This window comes from Pseudomonas putida, assembly GCF_030159595.1.
In the GTDB taxonomy this organism is placed as follows: domain Bacteria; phylum Pseudomonadota; class Gammaproteobacteria; order Pseudomonadales; family Pseudomonadaceae; genus Aquipseudomonas; species Aquipseudomonas putida_AC.
This window is the reverse complement of record NZ_BSKJ01000012.1, coordinates 128264-148429: the sequence shown is the minus strand read 5'-3', so window position 1 is coordinate 148429 and position 20166 is coordinate 128264. Positions and strand designations below refer to the sequence as shown.

The 20166-nt window shown below is 64.0% G+C and carries 16 protein-coding genes; 9 read left to right on the top strand and 7 right to left on the bottom strand.

Annotated features, from left to right (window positions below):
* The first annotated feature begins 2 nt into the window (after nt 1–2).
* The 7 genes from QQL85_RS23305 to QQL85_RS23275 all read left to right on the top strand — a co-directional run bounded on the left by QQL85_RS23305 (nt 3) and on the right by QQL85_RS23275 (nt 4776).
* Nucleotides 3–854 (top strand): MaoC family dehydratase, encoded by an 852-nt coding sequence (locus QQL85_RS23305; protein WP_284356731.1) that lies wholly within the window; start codon nt 3–5, stop codon nt 852–854.
* Nucleotides 855–910: 56 nt separating this feature from the next.
* Complete coding sequence (locus QQL85_RS23300; RefSeq protein WP_284356732.1) at nt 911–1216, top strand: MazG-like family protein; 306 nt, start codon at nt 911–913, stop codon at nt 1214–1216.
* A complete protein-coding gene (locus tag QQL85_RS23295) occupies nt 1213–1962 on the top strand; it encodes a methyltransferase domain-containing protein (protein WP_284356733.1) in 750 nt (249 codons plus the stop codon). Before QQL85_RS23300 ends, QQL85_RS23295 begins: the two co-directional genes overlap by 4 nt.
* Before the next feature lie 22 nt (nt 1963–1984).
* Nucleotides 1985–2620: a DUF4136 domain-containing protein gene (locus QQL85_RS23290; RefSeq protein WP_284356734.1), complete on the top strand. Its 636-nt coding sequence runs from the start codon at nt 1985–1987 to the stop codon at nt 2618–2620.
* A gap of 19 nt (nt 2621–2639) precedes the next feature.
* Nucleotides 2640–3209 (top strand): DUF4136 domain-containing protein, encoded by a 570-nt coding sequence (locus QQL85_RS23285; RefSeq protein WP_284356735.1) that lies wholly within the window; start codon nt 2640–2642, stop codon nt 3207–3209.
* A 204-nt stretch (nt 3210–3413) separates the two neighbouring features.
* Complete coding sequence (locus QQL85_RS23280; RefSeq protein ID WP_284356736.1) at nt 3414–3884, top strand: A24 family peptidase; 471 nt, start codon at nt 3414–3416, stop codon at nt 3882–3884.
* Nucleotides 3885–4002: 118 nt separating this feature from the next.
* Entirely contained in the window at nt 4003–4776 is a 774-nt protein-coding gene (locus tag QQL85_RS23275) for a response regulator transcription factor (RefSeq protein ID WP_284356737.1), read from the top strand.
* 39 nt (nt 4777–4815) lie between these two features.
* Here the strand turns inward: QQL85_RS23275 and QQL85_RS23270 are convergent, their stop codons facing one another.
* A complete protein-coding gene (locus tag QQL85_RS23270) occupies nt 4816–6471 on the bottom strand; it encodes a ShlB/FhaC/HecB family hemolysin secretion/activation protein (RefSeq protein WP_284356738.1) in 1656 nt (551 codons plus the stop codon).
* A 92-nt stretch (nt 6472–6563) separates the two neighbouring features.
* Nucleotides 6564–8918 (bottom strand): peptidoglycan glycosyltransferase PbpC, encoded by a 2355-nt coding sequence (gene pbpC, locus QQL85_RS23265; RefSeq protein ID WP_284356739.1) that lies wholly within the window; start codon nt 8916–8918, stop codon nt 6564–6566.
* Nucleotides 8919–8995: 77 nt separating this feature from the next.
* Between pbpC and QQL85_RS23260 the strand changes: the two genes are divergently transcribed.
* Nucleotides 8996–9289: a hypothetical protein gene (locus QQL85_RS23260; protein ID WP_016715405.1), complete on the top strand. Its 294-nt coding sequence runs from the start codon at nt 8996–8998 to the stop codon at nt 9287–9289.
* A gap of 47 nt (nt 9290–9336) precedes the next feature.
* On the opposite strand, the gene QQL85_RS23255 is transcribed toward QQL85_RS23260, so the two are convergent.
* Nucleotides 9337–14238, bottom strand: a complete 4902-nt coding sequence (locus QQL85_RS23255; RefSeq protein ID WP_284356740.1) for an alpha-2-macroglobulin family protein — start codon at nt 14236–14238, stop codon at nt 9337–9339.
* A gap of 169 nt (nt 14239–14407) precedes the next feature.
* Between QQL85_RS23255 and QQL85_RS23250 the strand changes: the two genes are divergently transcribed.
* Nucleotides 14408–15745, top strand: coding sequence for an MATE family efflux transporter (locus QQL85_RS23250; RefSeq protein ID WP_284356741.1), 1338 nt, complete (start codon nt 14408–14410; stop codon nt 15743–15745).
* A gap of 85 nt (nt 15746–15830) precedes the next feature.
* Here the strand turns inward: QQL85_RS23250 and speA are convergent, their stop codons facing one another.
* The 4 genes from speA to QQL85_RS23230 all read right to left on the bottom strand — a co-directional run bounded on the left by speA (nt 15831) and on the right by QQL85_RS23230 (nt 20099).
* Entirely contained in the window at nt 15831–17744 is a 1914-nt protein-coding gene (gene speA / locus QQL85_RS23245; protein WP_284356742.1) for an arginine decarboxylase, read from the bottom strand.
* A 151-nt stretch (nt 17745–17895) separates the two neighbouring features.
* Nucleotides 17896–18267, bottom strand: a complete 372-nt coding sequence (locus QQL85_RS23240; protein ID WP_284356743.1) for a translation initiation factor Sui1 — start codon at nt 18265–18267, stop codon at nt 17896–17898.
* Nucleotides 18268–18492: 225 nt separating this feature from the next.
* Nucleotides 18493–19029: an NUDIX hydrolase gene (locus QQL85_RS23235; RefSeq protein WP_284356744.1), complete on the bottom strand. Its 537-nt coding sequence runs from the start codon at nt 19027–19029 to the stop codon at nt 18493–18495.
* A gap of 2 nt (nt 19030–19031) precedes the next feature.
* Nucleotides 19032–20099 (bottom strand): DUF2333 family protein, encoded by a 1068-nt coding sequence (locus tag QQL85_RS23230; RefSeq protein ID WP_284356745.1) that lies wholly within the window; start codon nt 20097–20099, stop codon nt 19032–19034.
* Between the last annotated feature and the right edge of the window lie 67 nt (nt 20100–20166).

The following is a 20166-nucleotide window of genomic DNA, read 5'->3' as shown; positions in this document are numbered from 1 at the left end:
GCATGAGCCGACACTGGCACGACCTGCACAGCCCGGCATCGCGCGCCAGCCTTTACCTGCGCGCAGTCAGCAAGCGCACAATCAGCGGTGACCACCTGCCTGACGATGGCCTGCGCTGTTTCATCCGGGTTCAGCCTGGCAACCTGAGTGCCTACCGCAAGCTCTGCCACTTCCCCGACGATGGCCGCCTGCCGGGGACCTATCCGCATGTCATGGCGTTCACCCTGCAATTACAGTTGATGACCGCCCCAGACTTCCCCTTCCCGCTGCTCGGACTGGTGCATCTGTACAACCGCATCGAAGTGCTGCGCCCGCTTGGCGGTATCGAAGGGCTGCGCCTTACCGTATATGCGCACAACCTGCAGCCACACGCCAAGGGCGGCACTTTCGACCTTGTCACCGAAGCCGAGGACGGAATCGGCCTGCTCTGGCGCGAGACCAGCCGCATGCTGGTACGTGGGTTGAAGCTGGAAGGCGAAGCAAGCGAACTTGCCGACGTTGAGCCTGATGCGTTGCCTGAAGCCAGTCGCTGGTACGCCGACAGTGATATCGGCCGGCGATATGCCAAGGTTTGCGGGGATTACAACCCTATCCACCTCAGTGCCACCAGTGCCCGGCTGTTCGGCTTTCCCACAGCCATTGCCCATGGCATGTGGAGCAAGGCCATGGCCTTGGCGGCACTGCGCGGGCACCTGCCGCACAGTGGATATGCCTTCGAAGTGGGCTTTCGCAAACCGGTGCGGTTGCCGTCGGAGGTGGTGCTCAGTGCTAGCGCGGCGGGGGATGCAGGTGCGTTACGGCTGGATGGCCATGGAGGGGCAGTGCATATGGTCGGGCGGTGGGATCGGCTGTAGGCCCCTTGCTTTGCATCGGGCCTGGGCTGAAGCTATGCAGCATTAGGAGACCCCCGATGAACCTGCAAGAACTCACCCAACGCCTGCACCAGATCCGCGACAACAACGACTGGCGCGGTTTCCACAGCCCGAAGAACCTGGCCATGGCCGCCAGCGTCGAAATGGCCGAACTGGTGGAAATCTTCCAATGGCTGAGCGAAGACGAATCGCGCCAGCTGCCTGCCGAAAAACTGGCCCACGCCGGCCAGGAAGTCGGTGATGTCGTGCTTTACCTGTTGCTGCTGTGCAGCGAGCTGGGCCTGGACATGGACCAGGTGGTGCGGGCCAAGCTGGCCGACAGCGAGAGGCGCTTCGCCCGATGAATGACCGTCACTTCGATGAGCTGGCCACCCGCTTTGCCGAGAAGATCTACGGCGGTGCCAAGGGCGCAATCCGCTTGGCCGTGCTGCAGGCCGACCTGGCCGAGGCACTGCCCGATCGTCCGCTGCGCATTCTCGATATCGGTGCCGGGCTGGGCCATATGGCCTTGTGGCTGGCCCAACGAGGCCATCACCTGACCCTGGCCGAGCCCGCTGCCCCCATGCTCGACGGCGCCCGGGCGCGGTTTGCCGAGGCCGGCCAGGCCGCCACGTTCATCCAGGCCCCCTGGCAAGAGCTGCTCGGCCAGTTGACCGAACCCTACGACCTGGTGTTGTGCCATGCCGTGCTCGAATGGCTGGCGGAGCCCGAAAGCATCCTGCCCGTGCTGCACCAGCTCACAGCCCCTTCCGGGTGGCTGTCACTGGCCTTCTACAACCGCGACGCGCTGGTCTACCGCAACCTGCTCAAAGGCCATTTCCGCAAGTTGCGCAGCAACCGTCTGGAAGGTGAAAAGCAGAGCCTGACCCCACAGAAACCGCTTGATCCACGCGAACTCAAGGCGCAACTTGATCCTATGTGGCACGTTGAAAGCGAGAGCGGTGTGCGCGTCTTCCACGACTATATGCCCAAGGAATTCCAGGGCAAGGCCGAGCTGCTCGACCTGCTGGAAATGGAACTTGCCTACCGCCGCCACCCCAGCTTCGCCGGACTTGGCCGCTACCTGCACTGGGTGTGCCGCCCCCGCTAACCCGCCCCGCCGGGAGGAATACATGCCGTACCGTCTGTTGTGCCTGGCCCTGCTGCCGCTTGCACTGGCTGCCTGCCAGGGCAGCAACCCGTATGTGGCCAGCAGCCGTCCGCTGCCGCCGGCCCCCGCCCAGGCGGCCACCACCTTCGACGCCAGTGCCTACCCGGCACCCGCCCGCGACTATGGGCATTACCGCAGCTGGAGCTGGCGCAACGGCCAACTGCCCAGCGGCTCGGCCAATGCCGATCCGGCGCAACTGGCCGATGCCGTCAGCGGGGCACTCGACCAACATGGCCTGCGCCCTGCCCGAGGGGCTTCCGGCGACTTGCTGGTCAGTGCCGACATGCGCTTGGAAAAACGCTTGCGCCAAGTGCGTGACTACGACACCTACGACCCCTACTACGGCCCCTACCCCTACGGTGGTGTCGGCTATGGCGGTTATCGCCATGGCTACGCGGGCTATGCCAGCGTACCCATCGTGCGCACCTACGAGGTGGAGGTGATGGTGGTGCGCATCGACCTGTACGACGCCCGCAGCGGCCAGCCGGTGTGGAGCGCCAGCGCCGAAAGCGGCAGCGACAAGGACTCGCCGCGTGAACGCGAAAGCGCCCTGCGCGATTCTGTGCACAAGGCGCTCAGCGGCTATCCTCCCAGTTAATTGCTAACGGAGAACCATCATGTTGCGCCGTCTCGTTCTACTGTCATTCGCGTTATTGCTCGCGGCCTGCTCCAGCAATAACGTCCAGCAGGATTTCGATGCCAGCCGCGATTTTGCCGCCTACCGCAGCTGGGCATGGCAAGAGCCGGGCCTGCAATACCGCCCGGACGACCCACGCATCAAGAGCGACCTCACCGAACAGCGGATTCGCCAGGCGGTCGCCGACCAACTCGACCAGCGCGGCCTGCGCCCTGTCCAGGGTGGCGCACGGCCTGACCTGACGGTACGCACCTACCTGATCGTCGAGCAGCGTCAGCAGCAGATCACCACCAACTATGGCGGAGGTTGGGGTGGCTACTGGGGCGGTTACTGGGGTGGCCCTATGTACAACGAAACACGCAGCGTCGATTACAAGGTCGCCACCATTCAGGTGGACATGTTCGATGGGCGTGATGGCAAGCTGGTGTGGCGCGGCAGTGCCGAGCAAATCATGAACAACTACCCGCCAAGCCCTGAGGAACGCAACAGCGCCATCCACAACACCGTGACCAAGGTGCTGGCCAACTACCCGCCGGGTAGCAAGAAATAAGCCGCCGCTTATGATTGTGGGAGCGGTCTTGCGTCGCGAAGGGCCGCGCCCACACTTGAACAGTGTCAAGAACGACAAAATCCACTTCGACCACGCCTTTTTCCCCTTCCCGCCCACTCGCCCGCAGGTTCCCGTCTATCTTCACTTAAGGAAACCTGACTGACCGGGTAGATGTGTTCAACATTTGGGAAAGGCGACCTGCCAATGCAAAGCATTGTTCTCCTGCTGTGGCTTGCCTTGTGCTCCGAACAGGACGTGCGTCAACGCCAGATATCCAACTTGCTGACCCTGGGCGTTGCAACTGGCGCCCTGGTCTGGCTGTTCGCGACCGGCCACAGCTGGATCGGTGCCGATGCCAGCGATGCTGGCTGGGCGCTGGCGATCGTCATGCTGCTAACGTTGCCTGGCTACATGCTTGGCCGCTTCGGTGCCGACGACGTCAAGCTGATGGGCGCACTGGCCCTGGCGACCAGCCCGCAATACGTGCTTGGCACCTTCATCGGTGCCGGCGTCAGTGTGCTGGTGTGGCTGCTTACCCGTCGGCGCCTGTGGACGCTGCTCAACCCTAAAGTGAAGAAGCGTTTGCAGGCCCTGACCGAAGAGATGGGCGACAAACAGGCATTCGTACCCTATGTGTTAGCAGGTTTTCTTCTAACGGCCGTATGGATCCAATAGACACGCCTGTGGTCCGATTGTTGTACACGCCTTGTACATAATCGCGAAGTGCGACTATTTTTAAGCTGCCAGAGCGTCTGGCCCGGGAGCAGGGCCGCATACGAACAGGGAGTTGATCGTGTCCAGACCTTTCAGTGATGTGAAGATTTTGGTGGTCGATGACCAGCCAGTCATCGTCGAACAGCTGTGTGAGTTTCTTGAAACCCAGGGTTACCACTGCCTGCCGGCCCATTCCACCGACGAAGCCCTTGAGCGCTACCTGGCCGACGAGGCCATTGGCCTGATCATCTGCGACCTGCACATGCCCGAGCGTGATGGCATCGAACTGGTCCGCGCCTTGAAGGAAATCACCGGGCAGCGCATGTTCGAAGCCATCATGCTGACTGGGCGCGCGGATAAACAGGATGTGATCCGTGCCCTGCGTGAAGGCTTTGCCGATTACTACCAGAAGCCCATGGACCTCGATGAACTGCTCGAAGGCGTGCGCCGCCAAGAAGAGGCCCTGCAAGAGCGCCAGCGCAACGTCCGCGCCTTGGGCGGGTTGAACCAGCGGTTGCAGGATCTGGCCGACTCGGTGGACGAGCTGTACCAGGACCTGGAAAAGGCCCGAGGCCAAGGCACCCACCGACGCGCCAGCGATGTGGAAGACAGTGAGAGCGAGCTACCGGCGGCGTTCGAGAAGCTGTCGCCACGGCAACTTGAAGTGGCGCGGCTGGTGAGCAAGGGCAAGACCAACTACCAGATTGCCTGTGAACTGGGCATTACCGAAAACACGGTGAAGCTGTATGTGTCGCAGGTACTGCGCCTGACCCACATGCACAACCGCACTCAGTTGGCACTTGCGTTGACACCCAGCTCTTCACCGCTGCACCTGCGGTTCACCACCCATTAGGTGAGTACTTCAACATCGCCGGGGCCGCAAAGCGGCCCTCTACATTTCAAGACCAACGCTCAAGGTAAAGCGCGGCCCACGGTCCAGGCTATCCAAGGCCACATCCGCCAACGGCTTGGCCACCTCCAGTGCAACGTTGAAAAAACGTCTATCCCCCAGTCGCACGCCAAGAGCCGCCGAAGCCAGGTGGGCATCCTCCACCGATCCCCGGTTATGCCAGGTCTGCGCCGCATCCACTGCCAAATAGGGCTGTACCAGCGCCAACCTGCTACCCCGCATGCTGTAGCTCACCTCATAAGCCACACCCCAACCCTTGTCTCCGTCGGCCTGATCACGGGGATAGCCACGCCCGAAGCTCTGCCCACCAAACCCAACCCGTTCGCTATCGGGCAGCCGGTCATCACTCCAGTACAACGCGCCGGACACTACCCCCTGCCAACTCGCTGACAGCGGGTCACTTTGCAGCCCCGACAACCTGAACCGCAAAAAGTCTATGTCGTAGTCGGCATCACTGCGGGCGCCCAGGTAATCGAGGCCTTGGTAGACCCCGGCACTGACAATGCGCAGGCGACTACCGTCCACTTTGCGCCAGTCGCCCTCGAAAGACAGCGCGCGCGCAGAAGTGTCGTAGTCGCGTGACGAAGACTGCCGCTCTTCGACATGTTCGCTGACCGAATACAAGTGCCCCTGCACGGCCAGCCATTCATTCGGCCTGACAATCACGGGTTGGCGCAGGCCTATCGCATAGCGTTGGCTGTCACGCTCGCGGGTGATGTCGCGGCCATCGTCCAGGCGGGTTCGCGTGCCCGGCTCACTGCGGTAGCGCGAAGCCGACAACAACAGTTGGCTGCCGGCCTCGTCCAGGTGCTGGCTGTAATCCAGCCGTTGGTAATGCACCTGGTCATCGCCCGGGGGCAGTAGCAGGCTGGCCTGGAACTGTTCGGCAAAGCGGGTGTGGGCATTGCTGGTGGCCGTCAGCAGCGCCTGTCCATCATCGCGACTGGAGTCTGCCAAAGTAACAGCGGCGCTGAACGGCTTGTGCCGCGCATGCACGGTCAAAAGGGCCGCACCGTCACCGGTTCGTGCCATCGCCAGTTCAGCCTCTATCGACACGCCGGGCAGGCGCCCTGCCAGCCCCAGGTAGCGCTCTAGCGTTTCGCGGGTCAGCGGGCGCTCAGCCTCAAGGCGTGCCAATAGCTGCCGGAGATAGTCGCTGGCCGGGCCGATATCACCGTCAACGTGGTACTCGCGGATGTAACCCTCGACCAGCACCACATTCACCCGGCCCTCGGCCACATCCTGCGGTGGCAGGTAGGCATAGGCAAGCAGGTAACCCTCCTGCCGATAGCGCTGGGTTAGCTGCTGGGTGTACTGCTGCAACTCGCCCAACGTGGTCTGGCGCCCGACCAGCGGCTGGTAGTGCTCGCGCAGATCACTCAGGGGGAACACCGTGCCGCCCACGAAACGCACTTTATGCACAACGACGGGCGTGTCCGCAGGTGCCCAGTCAAGTCTTTCGCCAACCGGCCCGGCCAACCTCAGGTTGGGGCTGATAGGGCGGTAGGCCTCTATCGGCAGGTTGGCAGAAGGCAGGCGCCGTTCGTATTCATGGCTGTCGAGAAAACCCGGCAACGGTTCTGCGTGGGCAGCAAGCGCCCAAGGCAACAACAGCAGGGGCACGGCCAGAGGACGCATAGGGCGCTCCATGTTCCCTTGGTTTGCGGGGCGCCAGCCGGTCACACCCGTTATCTGCAAGCGTAGGTGCTGGCCCGAGTGCCGTCGAACGCCTACTCGCTGACCTGGAACGCCACCCGCGCCGTCTCGCCGCTTTCATCCAGCGCACTGAGCTCGGCCTGTCCGGACTGCGGCAAGCGCACCAGCAGGCTGTCCTGACCCTGGGTTTCGCCCAAGGGCTGGCCATTGAGGAACCACCAGCGCCGCCCGCCGCCGCCCAAGGCCGATACATAGAGTTGCAACGGCTCGCTGCTGGTGGCCGGGCGACGTAAGTTGTCACCTGGGCGTACGCCGACGATCGACAGCGGCGGCGCGCTGGCCGGCACCTGCGGTGGACAGGCCGGGTCGATGGCCGGAAGCCGCGCCGCGCGCCGTTCGATGCGGGGCAGCCAGGGTTCCAGCGGTGCCGGCCATAAGGCAATGTCACGGGCCTTGGCACCGGGGCAGCTGCCATCCACACGCCCCCCCTGCTCGTTGACCCACACGCTTTCACGCAGGCCCAGGCCCAGCGGTTGATCAGCGGCTTGCAGGGTGGGCGGCGTGGTGCCGTCCAGTGTCCAGGCAAAACGCTGACGCCGGCAGTTGGGGTCCTGTTTGCTCATCGGCTGGCCCAGCGGCCAACAGATCGCCGCCACCCCCACATTCGCCGGCACCCGCTCCACCGGCACGTTGATGCCGCGCTGGCTGTCCCGGTTGCTCAGCAGGTCATGCACCTGCAGCATCAGCGGTGCCGCCGAGGCCAGGCCGAATTGCCCGGGTACCGGTGTGCCATCGGGCCGCCCAATCCACACACCGATCAGATAGCGCGGCCCCACCCCAATCGACCAGGCATCGCGAAAGCCGTAGCTGGTGCCGGTTTTCCAGGCCAGTTGCGGGCGCTGCACCAACTCGGCATGCGGGTCACGATCGGGGCGCGCCTGGCCACTGAGAATACGCCGGATGATCCACGCGGCCCCCGGTGACAGCAGACGCCGCTCCACCAGAGGGTCCTGTGGCTGCAAGCGTACCCGCGCACTGCTGCCACCCCGTGCCAGCGCTGCGTAGCCACCCACCAAGTCTTCCAGGCGGCTGCCAGCACCGCCCAGGATCAATGACAGGTTCGGCTCGGCCAGCGGCGGTAGTATCAGCGGCATGCCCGCCATGCGCAGTTGCGCGGCAAAGCGTTTCGGGCCGTAGGCCTCCAGCAACTGCACCGCGGGTAGATTGAGTGACAGGGCCAGTGCCGAACTGGCCGACACAGGCCCACTGAAACCCATGGAGAAGTTGCCGGGGCGGTAATCGCCATAGCGGCGCGGCACATCCTGCAGCAACGATTCAGAATGGATCAGGCCATCGTCCAGCGCCATGCCGTAGAGGAACGGCTTGAGGGTGGAGCCGGGCGAACGCAGCGAGCGCACCATGTCGACATGCCCGAAGCGCCGCTCATCGGCCAGATCGATCGAGCCCAGGTAGGCACGCACCGCCATGGTCTGCGCCTCGACCACCAGGATGGCTGCCGAGGTACGCTCCGGCAGGCGCGCACGCCAGCCCAACAGCAGGTCTTCCAGGCGCCGCTGAAGTGCCGCATCAAGGGTGGTGCGGATCAGCGGTGGGCTGTCGGCGCTGTTCAGCCGTCGGGCGAGCAAGGGCGCCAAGGCTGGCTCCTGACGTGGCGCCAGCACCAGCGGTTCCTCGGCTGCCTCGCGGATTTGCTGCGCAGGCCACACCTGGTATTCGGCCAGGCGTTGCAGCACCTTGTCGCGGGCACGCTGAGCACGCCCCGGGTGGCGATCCGGACGCAGCCGGCTGGGTGCCTGGGGCAGCACTGCCAGCAACGCGGCCTCGGCCGGGGTCAGGTGCATGGGTGATTTGCCCAGGTACGCCCAGCTGGCAGCAGCCACGCCCTGCAAGGTGCCGCCAAAAGGTGCGCGGTCCAGGTAGATCTGCAGGATTTCGCGCTTGGACAGATGCCATTCCAGCTGCGCCGTCCGCCACAGCTGGCGCAGTTTGCCGGCCAAGGTGCGGTCATGCGGATCGAGCAACCGTGCCACCTGCATCGACAACGTGCTGCCACCCGACACCACGCGCCCGCCGCGTAGGTTCAGCCAGGCAGCGCGAGCCAGGGCCAAGGGGTTGACCCCGGGATGGTGGTAGAACCAGCGGTCCTCATAGGTCAGCAGTGCCTGCAGGTACAACGGCGAGACCTCGTCGGGGCTGACCGGGTAGCGCCACACGCCATCAGCATCGGCAAAGCGCCACAACGGTGTGCCGTCTTCGGCCAGCACCACCCTGGCCAGGTCGTCGCCCGGCAGGGGCAGCGGCCAGATGCGGTCGGCCAGCCACAGCAGACCAAACAGCAACAGCACACCGACCACTGTGGCACGCAACCACTTGCCCGCACGCGTGCGCGGCCGCGCTAAGCTTGGCATCGGGAACCGACCTGGCCAGGTGATGGCCAAAGGCTTGGGAACGGCAACCTCGCCGAATCGTTCATCAGGAAGCAACTATGCATGTAGAAGGTTTTTTCGAGTGGCTGGGCCAGGCATTGGGGTCGTTGATTCGCTTCATCGTCGACGCGTTGAGCGGTCTGTTCAACCTGCTGGCCAATGCGGGTGGCAATTTCATCGACGGCCTGGCGCGCACGCTGGGCATGGACACCTCGCTGCTCAGCATCCTGGCCCTGATCGTCGGCCTGATGCTGCTGTACTCGGCCATCCGCGCGTTCATGCGCGCCTCGATCATCCTCGGGATCATCTGGCTGGTGCTGGGGTTGTGGGTGATGAGCTGGGTGATTCACTGACTTTTTGAACTGCCCTGCGCGACCTTGTGGGAGCGCAGGGCTGGTTTCTAGGGAGCCTTTACGGTCATCTCCCCTTGCCCGTCCCCAACGGCCTGCAGGTTTGGCCGGTACATCGACTCAACCTGGGGCGGCGGCACGCGGTAGGTGCCCGGGGTCACTGCCCGCGCCAGGTACAGCAGGTGGGTGGTGCCGTAGCTGTCGAGCTTGAGCGCGGCAACGTAGCGGTCATCACGGTACTCCTGGTGCACCACGCTGGCGTTCTGCATCGACTCGCGCCATTCCTTCACCGCGCTGCTGGCGTTGTCCAGGCTGGCAGCGCTTTGCGCCAGGTTCTGGTTTTCCAGCTCCAGGCCTGCCGGCAGCAAGTCCACCACCAAGGCATCCGGCACGCGGTCTTCGGCCTTGAGCGCCAGGTGCACCAGCACCAGGTCGCCACTGCGCAAGTTGTGCAGGTCCAGCGGCTGGCCATTCATGCCCAGGTACTCTCGGCGAATCTGCATACCATTGCCGCCGGCTGCCGGTGCCTGGCGTGGGTAACCGGACAAGGTCAGTTGCTGGTACAGCGTCTCGCTGCCTTCGTTCCGCACACTCAGCGGCGAGGCCAGTAGCGGCCCTTCCAGCTTCATGCCGGCCTCGGCATTGTTGAACTCGCGCACCTCGCCAGCGCTGTCCAGGCGGGCCTGCCACTTGCCTTCCGGCTTGCCCAATAGGCCACGGCCGGCAAGGAACAGTGCATTGCGCTCCTGGGTCGACAACCAGCGGTTGGCCGCCAGTTCGTCCGACAAGGCGAACAGCCGCTGGTCGACCTGGCTGCTGGCCAGATTGCTCTCCTGCAACAAGGCCAGGATCAACGCCTGATCACGCAATGCGCTGCCGTAGTCAGCCATCCAGCCTTTGCCACGGCTGATGCCAAGGCCCGCCTGCAAAGCCTGCTCGGCTCGCGGCTTGTCGCCCATCTTGTCCAGTGCCACTGCCAGTTGTACCAGCGGCAAGCCGGAACGGGCATCGGCACGGCGCTCGAACAGGCCACGCAGCGCACCCAATGGTGCCTGCTGACTGCGCGACAGCACCAGCGCTGCATAGGCCTGCACGGCGAAGCGGGTGTGGTCGGCGTTTTCGCTGTAGTCCACTTCGATCAGGTTGCGCTCTTGCAGGTAGCGCAGCAGGCGCTCGCTGGCCTTCTTCAGCGCCTCGGCCGGCACGCCGTAACCCTGGTCACGGGCACGCAGCAGGAAGTCGGTGACATAGGCAGTCAGCCAGTACTCTTCTTCGCTGTCCGAACTCCACAGGCCAAAGCTGCCGTTGTAGCGCTGCATGCCCAACAGGTGCTCGATGCCCATCTCGATCTTGCGCTTGCGCACGTCCGCCGGCTCGCCCTTGATGCCCAGGCGCTTGAGGCTGTCGGCATCGGCGTACAACGACGGGTAAAGGCCACTGGTGGTCTGCTCAAGGCAACCGTAGGGGTAGGCTTCCAGGGCGCGAATCTGCTCGGCCAGGTTCAGCGGTGGCCGGCTGGACAAGGCCAGGCTGGCTTCCAGGCCCGCAGGTTCGAAGGCCGCCAGGTCTGCGTCGGGCAGGGTCCACGGCTGCTCTTTCAGGGCCACGCGGTAGTGCTTGAGCATCGCCGGGTAGGCAGGGCGTACGCCCAGCGTCCACTCACGCTCAAACGCGGTGGTCGGTTCGTTTGGCAGTTGCAGGCCAGTGACCCGCACATGCACCTTGCCCTGCCCCAGGCCGCCCTCGGCCTGCACCGGGATCATCAGTGTCGAACGCTGGCCTTCGGCCAGGGCTACGTTCTGCACGGCACTGGCCACGAGGCTAAGCTGCCCTTCGGTGGTGATTTCAACATTCAGCTGCTGAGCGCGGCCCGACAGGTTGGCCAAGTCCAGCGCCAGACGGGTGCGGTCGCCTCCGGCCAGGAAGCGCGGCGCCGACAGTTCGGCAATCAGCGGTGCGGCAACCACGGTCTTGCCTTCGGCCATGCCGAAGTGTTCTTCGGTCCAGGCCTGAGCCATCAGCCGCAGCTCGCCGTTGAAGTCCGGGATATCGACCGTAGCTTCGCCCTCACCCTTGTCATCCAGAGTCACCGGCAGGCTCTGCCGGGCGACGATGGTCACCGTGGTATTAGGGCGCTTGCCCCCTTTGGCCATGGCCGCGTCACCACCGAACGCCAGACTGGCCAGGCGGCCCTGCCCGGCCTCTATCAGTTGGCCGTAGATGTCCAGCTGGTCGGCGCCATAGGCCTTGCGCCCGAACAGGCTGGCAAACGGGTCGGGGGTTTTGAAGTCGGTGATGTTGAGGATGCCCACGTCCACCGCCGACAGCAGCACATGCACCTGCTTGGGCACGCTGCCATCCGCATTGGCTGCCTTCACCTTCACGGTCAGCGGCTGTTTCGGGCGCATTTTCTCCGGTGCCTGCAGGCTCACCGCCAACTTGCGCTCGGCGCGGTCCAGCGGCAGGTGCAGCACACCCACCGATCGCTTGGGCGTGGCGTTGGCCTTGCGCTCACCCGGGCGGATCACCAGCGCGCTGATGTACAGGTCGTGGCGGGCCCAGGCTTTATCCAGTTGTACATCGAAGGTCTTGCCCTCGGCAGGCACGTCGATTTCCTGCCACCACAGCGGGCCATCGCTGGACTCGATCATCAGGTAGCCGCTACCTGCGGCAGGCGGGGTGACGGTGACCTTGGCCGTGGCACCGTCGGCGTAGGACGGTTTGTCCAGCGCCAGCTTGACCTGGTCGGGGCGTACGGCACCGCCTTCAGCGTTGTCCTGGGCACGGTAGCCGGCCCAGAAGCGTTCGCTGGAAACCAAGCCAGTTTGCGGGTCTTCCACCTCGACGCGGTAAGGGCCCCATTCAACCTGGAAGCTCAGCTTGGCGGTGGAGCCCGCCTTGACGCTGACGGTCTCTTCGTTCTGGGTCAGGAATTTCTCGTTGTAGGCGTAGCTCCAGCCGTCGCTCTGCGAGTAGTTCCAGTAGTAGTCGCGGCGCTCGCGGATCAACCGCACCTTGAGGTCGTTGGCCGCCAGTTTGTTGCCATCGCGGTCGGCTACCAGGAACTCGAATTCCACCGGCCCGTCGCTATCGGTTTCCTCGCCATCGAACAGGCCACGCAGGCCCGGCAGGCGCTCGGCTGGCCAGATCGGCTGCTCCAGGCGCCGGGTGATCGGACGGCCACCCGACTCCTGCAAGCTGGCTTGCACGGTCAGTTGTAGCGGCGAGCGGGCTTCGGCCCAGCGGCTTTCGATGTCGACCACCGCCTTGCCGGCCTGGTCGAGGGTGACTTCGTCCAGTTCCAGGTCCTGGTTCAGCTCGGTTTCGGTGACCGAGCCAAACTGGTAGCCCGGCAGCGCAGGCACTGCCTTGCGAAGGGGACGCACATAAGCCTGGCCACTCAGGCGATTACCGGCAGCCGGTGCGCCATACAGGTAACGGCCATTGACCTCGATGCGCGCATCCTCCTCCGGCGACAGTGGCGTGCTGCTGCCCTTCAGCTCCAGGGCCAGGCGCTCAGGCAGGAAGTCTTCAACGAGGAACTCATACACCTGCTTGCGCCCGCCGCCCAGGTCGAGCAGCAACTGCCAGCGCCCGGTCGGGGCTTCGGTGGCCAGTTGCAGCTGGTATTGGTACAAGCCATTGCTGTCGGCTTCCCAGACGAACTTGCGGCTCACCTGTTCATCCGGGCGACGCACTTCCACGCTCACCGGCTGGGCTTTGACGGGCTTGCCGTCCTGGTCGCGCAGCAGGCCGTTGAGCAGCACGGCTTCACCCGGGCGGTACAGGTCACGCGGGCCAAAAATGAAGAGCTGCAGCGGGTTGGCCTGGGGGCCGGTGATGTCGAATTCGGCCAGGTCCAGGGCGGCGGTGTTCAGGCGCAGCAGGGTAGTGTTCACACCTTGGGTGGCGATCAGGGTATCGGCCTTGGGCGTGATCGGCAGCTGGGCGTGGCCTTTGCCATCGGTGCTGGCCTGGGCCAACAGCTTGCCCTTCTCGTCATGGATTTCGAGGTTGACGCCGTTCAGCGCCTTGCCGCCTTCCAGCGCCTGCGCGAACACGTCGATGCGGTCGCGGTAGCGGTGCGCCGACACGCCGATGTCGCTGAGGGTGAACAGGGTCGCCGGCTGCGAGTAATCGTAGGTGCCCGAGGCACGCATCACCGCCAGGTACACGCCCGGGTCCTGCAACGGCTTGATGCCGGCAATGGGCAGCAGCACGGTTTCGCGGGTGTTGCGGGCGGGGTTGAGGTCGAAGCGGCCGCTGTAGACCAGTTCGGCCATGTCCAGGGTTTCCTTGGACTGGTAGTAGTACAGGCTGCTGTTGCGCCCCCAGCTGGCCAGGAAGGTCGAGAGCATTTCCGGCTTCACCCGGAAGAACTCGACATCGACCTTGTCGACGTTCAGGGCAATCACCGGCAGGCCTTCGGCCAGGCGCGTGGGCAGCAGCGAGCCGCGGCTGGCAAAGCCGATGGTCGGCTGCATGTCGCGGGTTTCCAGCTGGGTGATCGACTCGCTGTCCAGTTGCTTGCCGTTGACCGCGAGCAAGCCCTTGTCGACGGTCAGCACCAGCTTTCGCTGCGGCTCCAGATGGCGCAGGCGCAGCTCCATCTGGTTGTCGGAGAGTTCCCAGGCGCCGTCGAGCTTGCCTTTGACGGTGTCGACCAGGTGCACCTTGGTGGCGAAGTCCTGCTTGGCATCCAGCGGTGCAGAGAAACTGATCGACAACGTGGCCGCGCCGTCGAGCTGCACTTCCGAAACATCCAGCAGCGTAAGCTCGCGGCCCTCGTAGTGCTTGGCGAGCACGGCCGGGTCTTCGCGCTTGGCTGCCGGGGCTTCGGCGGGCGCTGTAGCGACAGGTTTCTCGGCCGGTGCAGGCGTGCCCGGCGTGGAAGAGTCACAGGCACTGAGCAAGGCCAGCGCGCAGGCCAGCAACAATCCTTTGTTGAACATGGAGTAGGAACTCTTTGGCAGCGTGTACATGAGGGCAGCAACTATAGCGCAAGGTCAGGTGCAGCACCCGGCGTTGCGCGCCAGGTGAGACCATGGTCGCGCTAAATGGTTGCCTGCTCGTTACACTGTGGCATTCGTTGAAGCGGCCCCCGATTGACCAAGGAATCCAATGTCGCAACTGACCACCGACTGGCACCACCGCCCCACCCACCGAAAGGTCTGGGCGCTGGCCGCGCCGATGATCCTGTCCAACATCTCCGTGCCGCTGGTGGCGCTGGTCGACAGCACGGTCATCGGCCACCTCCCCCACGCCCACCAACTGGGCGCTGTCGCCGTGGGCGCCACCTTGTTCACCTTCATGGTCGGCCTGATGGGCTTCCTGCGCATGGGCTCCACCGGCTTTGCCGCCCAGGCCGCCGGCCGAGGCGACGGTGCGGCGTTGCGTCAGGTGCTGGTGCAAGGGCTGCTGCTGGCCGTCGGCTTTGCACTGCTGATCGGCCTGCTGGCCCTGCCCTTCAGCCAGCTGGCACTGCAGGCGATGCAACCTAGCGCAGCCCTGCAGCAGTCCACCGAAGCGTTCTTCCACACTCGCCTGCTGGGCTTGCCCGCGGCACTGGCCAGCTACGCACTGGTTGGCTGGTTCCTGGGTACCCAAAATGCCCGGGCACCGTTGGCCATCCTGCTGACCACCAACCTGCTGAACATCGTCCTGAACCTGTGGTTCGTCTTAGGGCTGGATTGGGGTGTAGTGGGTTCGGCACGGGCATCGGTGATTGCCGAGTGGAGTGCTGCACTGCTGGGCCTGGCCCTGACCCGCCCGGCCCTGCGGGCCTACCCAGGGCAGGTCGTGTGGACGGCCCTCAAACGCTGGCAGGCCTGGCGGCCATTGCTGGCGGTAAACCGCGACATCTTCCTGCGCAGTCTGGCGCTGCAATTGGTATTCCTGCTGATTACCGTGCAGGGCGCACGTCTGGGTGAGGCCACCGTGGCGGCCAACGCCTTGCTGCTCAACGGCCTGCTGCTGACGGCCTACGCGCTAGACGGGCTGGCGCATGCGGTAGAGGCACTGTGCGGTCATGCCATTGGCGCCCGTGATCGCGACACTTTGCGCCGTTCGCTGGTGGTCGCCTGTGGCTGGTCGCTGATCACCAGCCTAGGGTTTGCCGGGCTGTTCCTGCTGGGTGGGCACCTGTTCATCGACTTGCAGACCGACATCGACAGTGTGCGGGCAGCGGCTTATCCGTATTTGCCCTACCTGGCGGTACTGCCGTTGATTGCGGTGTGGAGTTATTTGTTGGACGGGTTGTTCATCGGCGCGACGCGGGCGCGGGAGATGCGCAATGCGATGTTGGTGTCGGTACTGATTGCGCTGCCGGTGGCGGTGGGCATGAGCGGGTTCGGCAACCACGGATTGTGGTTGGCGTTTCTCGGGTTCATGGGGTTGCGGGCAGTGACGCTGGGGTGGGTGGGATGGCGGTTGCAGCAGAAGGGTGAGTGGATTCAGTAATGCCGGGGCCGCTTTGCGGCCTAGCCCGACGCAAGGCCGCTCCCACAAAAGCAATACAGGCTTTTGCAGGAGCAGCCCTCAAGGCTTACGACGACAGGTACGACGACCGCGTCAACCCAAGCCGCAAGGCATCCAGGAACTGCGTCCGCTCACGCGCTGTGATCTTGGCACTGGCCACCTTGTCGCGGTAGTGGGTCATCAACTCCTCCGGCGACAAGTGCACATAACGCAGCATGTCTTCGATGGTGTCGTGGGTTTCGATACCGGCGTGGTACACGCTGCCATCGGCATTCTGGTAAATGTTCACCGAGTCGGTATCACCGAACAGGTTGTGCATGTCACCCAGAATTTCCTGGTAGGCACCGACCAGGAACACGCCCAGCAGGTAATCCTCGCCCTCCTTCACCGCATGCACCGGCATGCTGGTCTCGATGCTCTGCTCGTCGACATACTGGTTGATCTTGCCGTCCGAGTCGCAGGTCAGGTCCTGCAGTACCGCGCGGCGCATGGGCTCTTCGTCCAGGCGGTGCAGCGGGATGATCGGCAGCACCTGGCCGATGGCCCAGGTGTCCGGCAGGCTCTGGAACACCGAGAAGTTGCAGATGTACTTGTCGGCCAGCTTGTCGTTCAGTTCGTCCAGCACCTGGCGGTGCGAGCGCTGGCGGGCTTTAAGCGAGTTGTGCAGCCGGCGGCACACAGCAAAGTAGCACTGCTCGGCCAGGGCTTTCTCGCTCAGGGTAATCTTGCCATCGGCATACTGCGCCGCCACGTCACCCATGTAGTGGGTGGCGCGCCAGTAGGTCTCGGTCACCATCTCGATGTCGGTCGGGCCAAGCAGGTCGACCAGCCACTGCACGGTCTCGGGCAGGGTCTCCTTGTTTTCGATGGTCGGCACGTCGTCGTTGTGCTTCTCGACGTCGGTGACCTGGATCACCAGCATGGCGTGGTGCGCGGTCAACGAACGGCCACTCTCGGAGAAGATGTGCGGGTGCGGCAGGCCCTGCGCGTCGCAGAACTCCTTGAGCATGCCCACCACCACGCCGGCATAGTCGTCCATGTCGTAGTTGATGGAGCTGGCATTGCGCGAGTGGGTGCCGTCGTAGTCCACACCCAGGCCACCGCCAACGTCGATGTGGTCGACCGGCAGGCCCAACGCACGCAGCTCGCCGTAGTAACGGATGGCTTCCTTGAAACCGTGCTGGTAGTCGGCCAGGTTGGCGATCTGCGAGCCCATGTGGAAGTGCAGCAAGCGGATACCCTGATCCAGGCCAGCATCGCGGAAGCGCTGCACCACCGAGATCAACTGGGCAGCGGACAAGCCGAACTTGGACTTCTCGCCACCCGTATCGGCCCACTTGCTGGAAGCCAGCGACGACAGGCGCACGCGCAGGCCGACCTGCGGCTTCACCTTGAGCTCGGCGGCCTCTTCAATCACCAGGGCCACTTCCGACTCTTTCTCGATGACGATGAACACGTTGTGGCCCAGCTTCTGGCCCATCAGCGCCAGGCGGATGAACTCACGGTCCTTGTAGCCGTTGCAGACGATGGTGCCACCTTTCGGCGCCAGCGCCAGCACCGCCAGCAGCTCAGGCTTGGAGCCGGCTTCCAGGCCGATGGACACGTTTTGCGTGGCGATGATGTTTTCCACCACCGCTTCCTGCTGGTTGACCTTGATCGGGTACAGCGCGGTGTACTTGCTCTGGTATTCCAGGCGCGCGATGTTGGCGTCGAACGCGCCGGTCAGCTGGCGAACGCGGTCCTGCAGAATGTCAGGGAAGCGCACCAGCAAGGGCAGCGACAGGCCGCTCTGACGCAGTTCGTCGACCTGCTCGAACAAGTCGATCGGCGCGCTCTTGGGGCCGTTGGGGCGCACTTCGACGCGCCCGGCTTCATTGATGGCGAAATAACCAGCGCCCCAATGGCGGATGCCATAAACACTGCGGCTGTCGGCCACGGTCCATTGGCTACCATCGTCTTTGCGTGTGCGTCGTACGGACATTCAAGTCCCCTATAGATAAGTCGAAGACACTGCCCCGCAGGCAGCGGAGCGAGTGTAAAAGCTGAAAATGACGATTCATCCGTGCTCAGGCATAGACCCTGACCACGCGAACGAGTTTAGAAAGCGCTGGGCAAAAAATCGCGCGATGGCCTCAGCCGCCGGACTTTTTCGCCTTGAAACCCTGTTTGGTCAGCTCGCCGATCAACAGCTCGACATGGTCGCCCTGGATCTCGATCACCCCGTCCTTCAGGGCGCCACCGGTACCGCAGCGGCGCTTGAGCGTGGTCGCCAGTTCTTTGAGCTGGTCGGGCGGCAGCGGCACGCCGGTGACGGTGGTCACGGTCTTGCCGCCACGGCCTTTGCTCTCACGGCGTACACGGGCAATGCCGTCACCTTCGGGGATGATTTGCTGCTTGCAAACGCAAGCATCCACCGGCTGGCCACAGTCGGGGCAGTGCCGACCGGCATCGGTGGAGTACACGAGACCGCCAAGGGCGGAAAAGGAAGAAGCTTTCTTGGCCACTTTTGTTCCTCTGTGCTGAGGACAAAAACTGGTCGTGCCTTGGGGTAGAGGCCGACCGCGAAGCCCCACTCTGGCAGGGGCGGCGCTACTGCTGCAAGACTTGCAGCAGCCCGAAAAGGGCGCGCAGTTTAACGATAAATGTGGCGGTTGCTAAGTACTGGATTGCGGCATTTTGCGAATGTTTTGCGACTATCCGGCCAATGGGGCTGCTTTTCAGCCCCAGCTTTACCTCAGGCTGGCCTTGTATCGCTGTAGCGCCGCCAAGGAGTCTGGGCAATATGGCTTGGTCAGGCTTTCGTCTTCAGCCCGTTCCAGGCTGACAAAGCGCGCCTCGATCACCTCTTCTGGCTGCAAGCGCAACGGCGCGTCCGAGACCGCCGAATACACCGCACACCACAACCGGTTGTCGGGCTGGTCGAAATAGAAGCGCTCATGAAACCGCAGCTCCACGCCCTCGATGCCCAATTCCTCGGCCAGCTCACGCGCTGCCGAGTCGGCATAGCTCTCCCCGGCCGTTACCATGCCACCCGCAGCCACATCCCAGTACCCCGGGTACAGCGCCTTGCTCAGGGTACGCCGGTGCACGCAAAGCTCACCGGCGCTGTTGAACAGCAGAATGAACGTGCAACGCCCGATCAAACCACGCTCGCGCAGTTCGGCACGGGGCAACGCACCCAGCACCTGGTCGGCTTCGTCTACCCAGCTGACCAGTTCGCGGTCGGAAGCCGCCCGGTGGGCGGCCTCGTTTGGGCCGATAGCCATCATCAACCCTGAGACAGCAGCTGACGCAGGTCGATGACCGCGGCGTTGGCTCGGGAAATGTAGTTGGCCATGACCAGCGAGTGGTTGGCCCACATGCCGAAGCCACTGCCGTTGAGCACCATCGGGCTCCACAGCGGCTCTTGCGAGGCTTCCAGCTCACGGATGATCTGGCGCACGCTGACCGTGGCGTTCTTCTTCGCCAGCACGTCGGCAAAGTCCACCTCGATGGCGCGCAGCAGGTGCGACAGCGCCCACGCCTGGCCACGGGCTTCGTAGAACACGTTGTCGATCTGCAGCCACGGGGTTTCAACCAGCTCTTCATCCACCTGCGGCGCCTGGCCGGCAACAACCGACTCGGTTTTCAGCGTGGTGTTCAGCTTGACCCGGCCAACGCTGGCCGACAGGCGCTGCGACAGCGAGCCCAGGCGGGTGGCCACGTCACCCAGCCAGTTGTTCAGGTTGTCGGCACGGGTGTAGAAGATCGCACCCTTGTCACCGGCAGCCAGACGGGTCTGGTAACGGGTCAGCGACTTGATGCCCTCTTCGAACTCCGACTCGCTCGATGGCAAAATCCAGCTTTTGTTGTCGAAGTTGAAGCGCGGCTCGGCCTTGGCCAAGTCGGCGTCTTCGGTAGACTGCGACTGCGAACGGGCGAAGTCCTTGCGCAGGGCACGCGACAGGTCGCGCACCTGCACCAGCACGCCGTATTCCCAGCTTGGCATGTTGTCCATCCACAGCCCAGGCGGGAAACGGTCGTTGGAGATGTAGCCGCCCGGCTTGTTCAGCAAGGTGCCAGCCACGGTCTTGAGGGTTTCGATGGTGGTGTAGCCCACCACCATCTGCTGGCCACCGCGCTCAGCGGCAGCCTGGGCATTCTGCTGCACCGGGAACAGATCCGGCTCCTGGCTCCAATACCAGCCCAGGCCGATGCACACCAGCAGGTACAACCCGATCAGGGTCCCCAGGGCACGGCTCCACAGGCCGCCAAGGTAGCTACGGGCGGCAGCGCCGCGGCCATCGACACGCTCGCGGGGCTCGGCTTTGGCCTCGCGGTTTTTCCAGTCCAGCATGGCTTTGTCCTTAATCAGTCACGACGGTTCAGGGGCTTGGACCACAGGCCAACGCCAGGGTGCCACG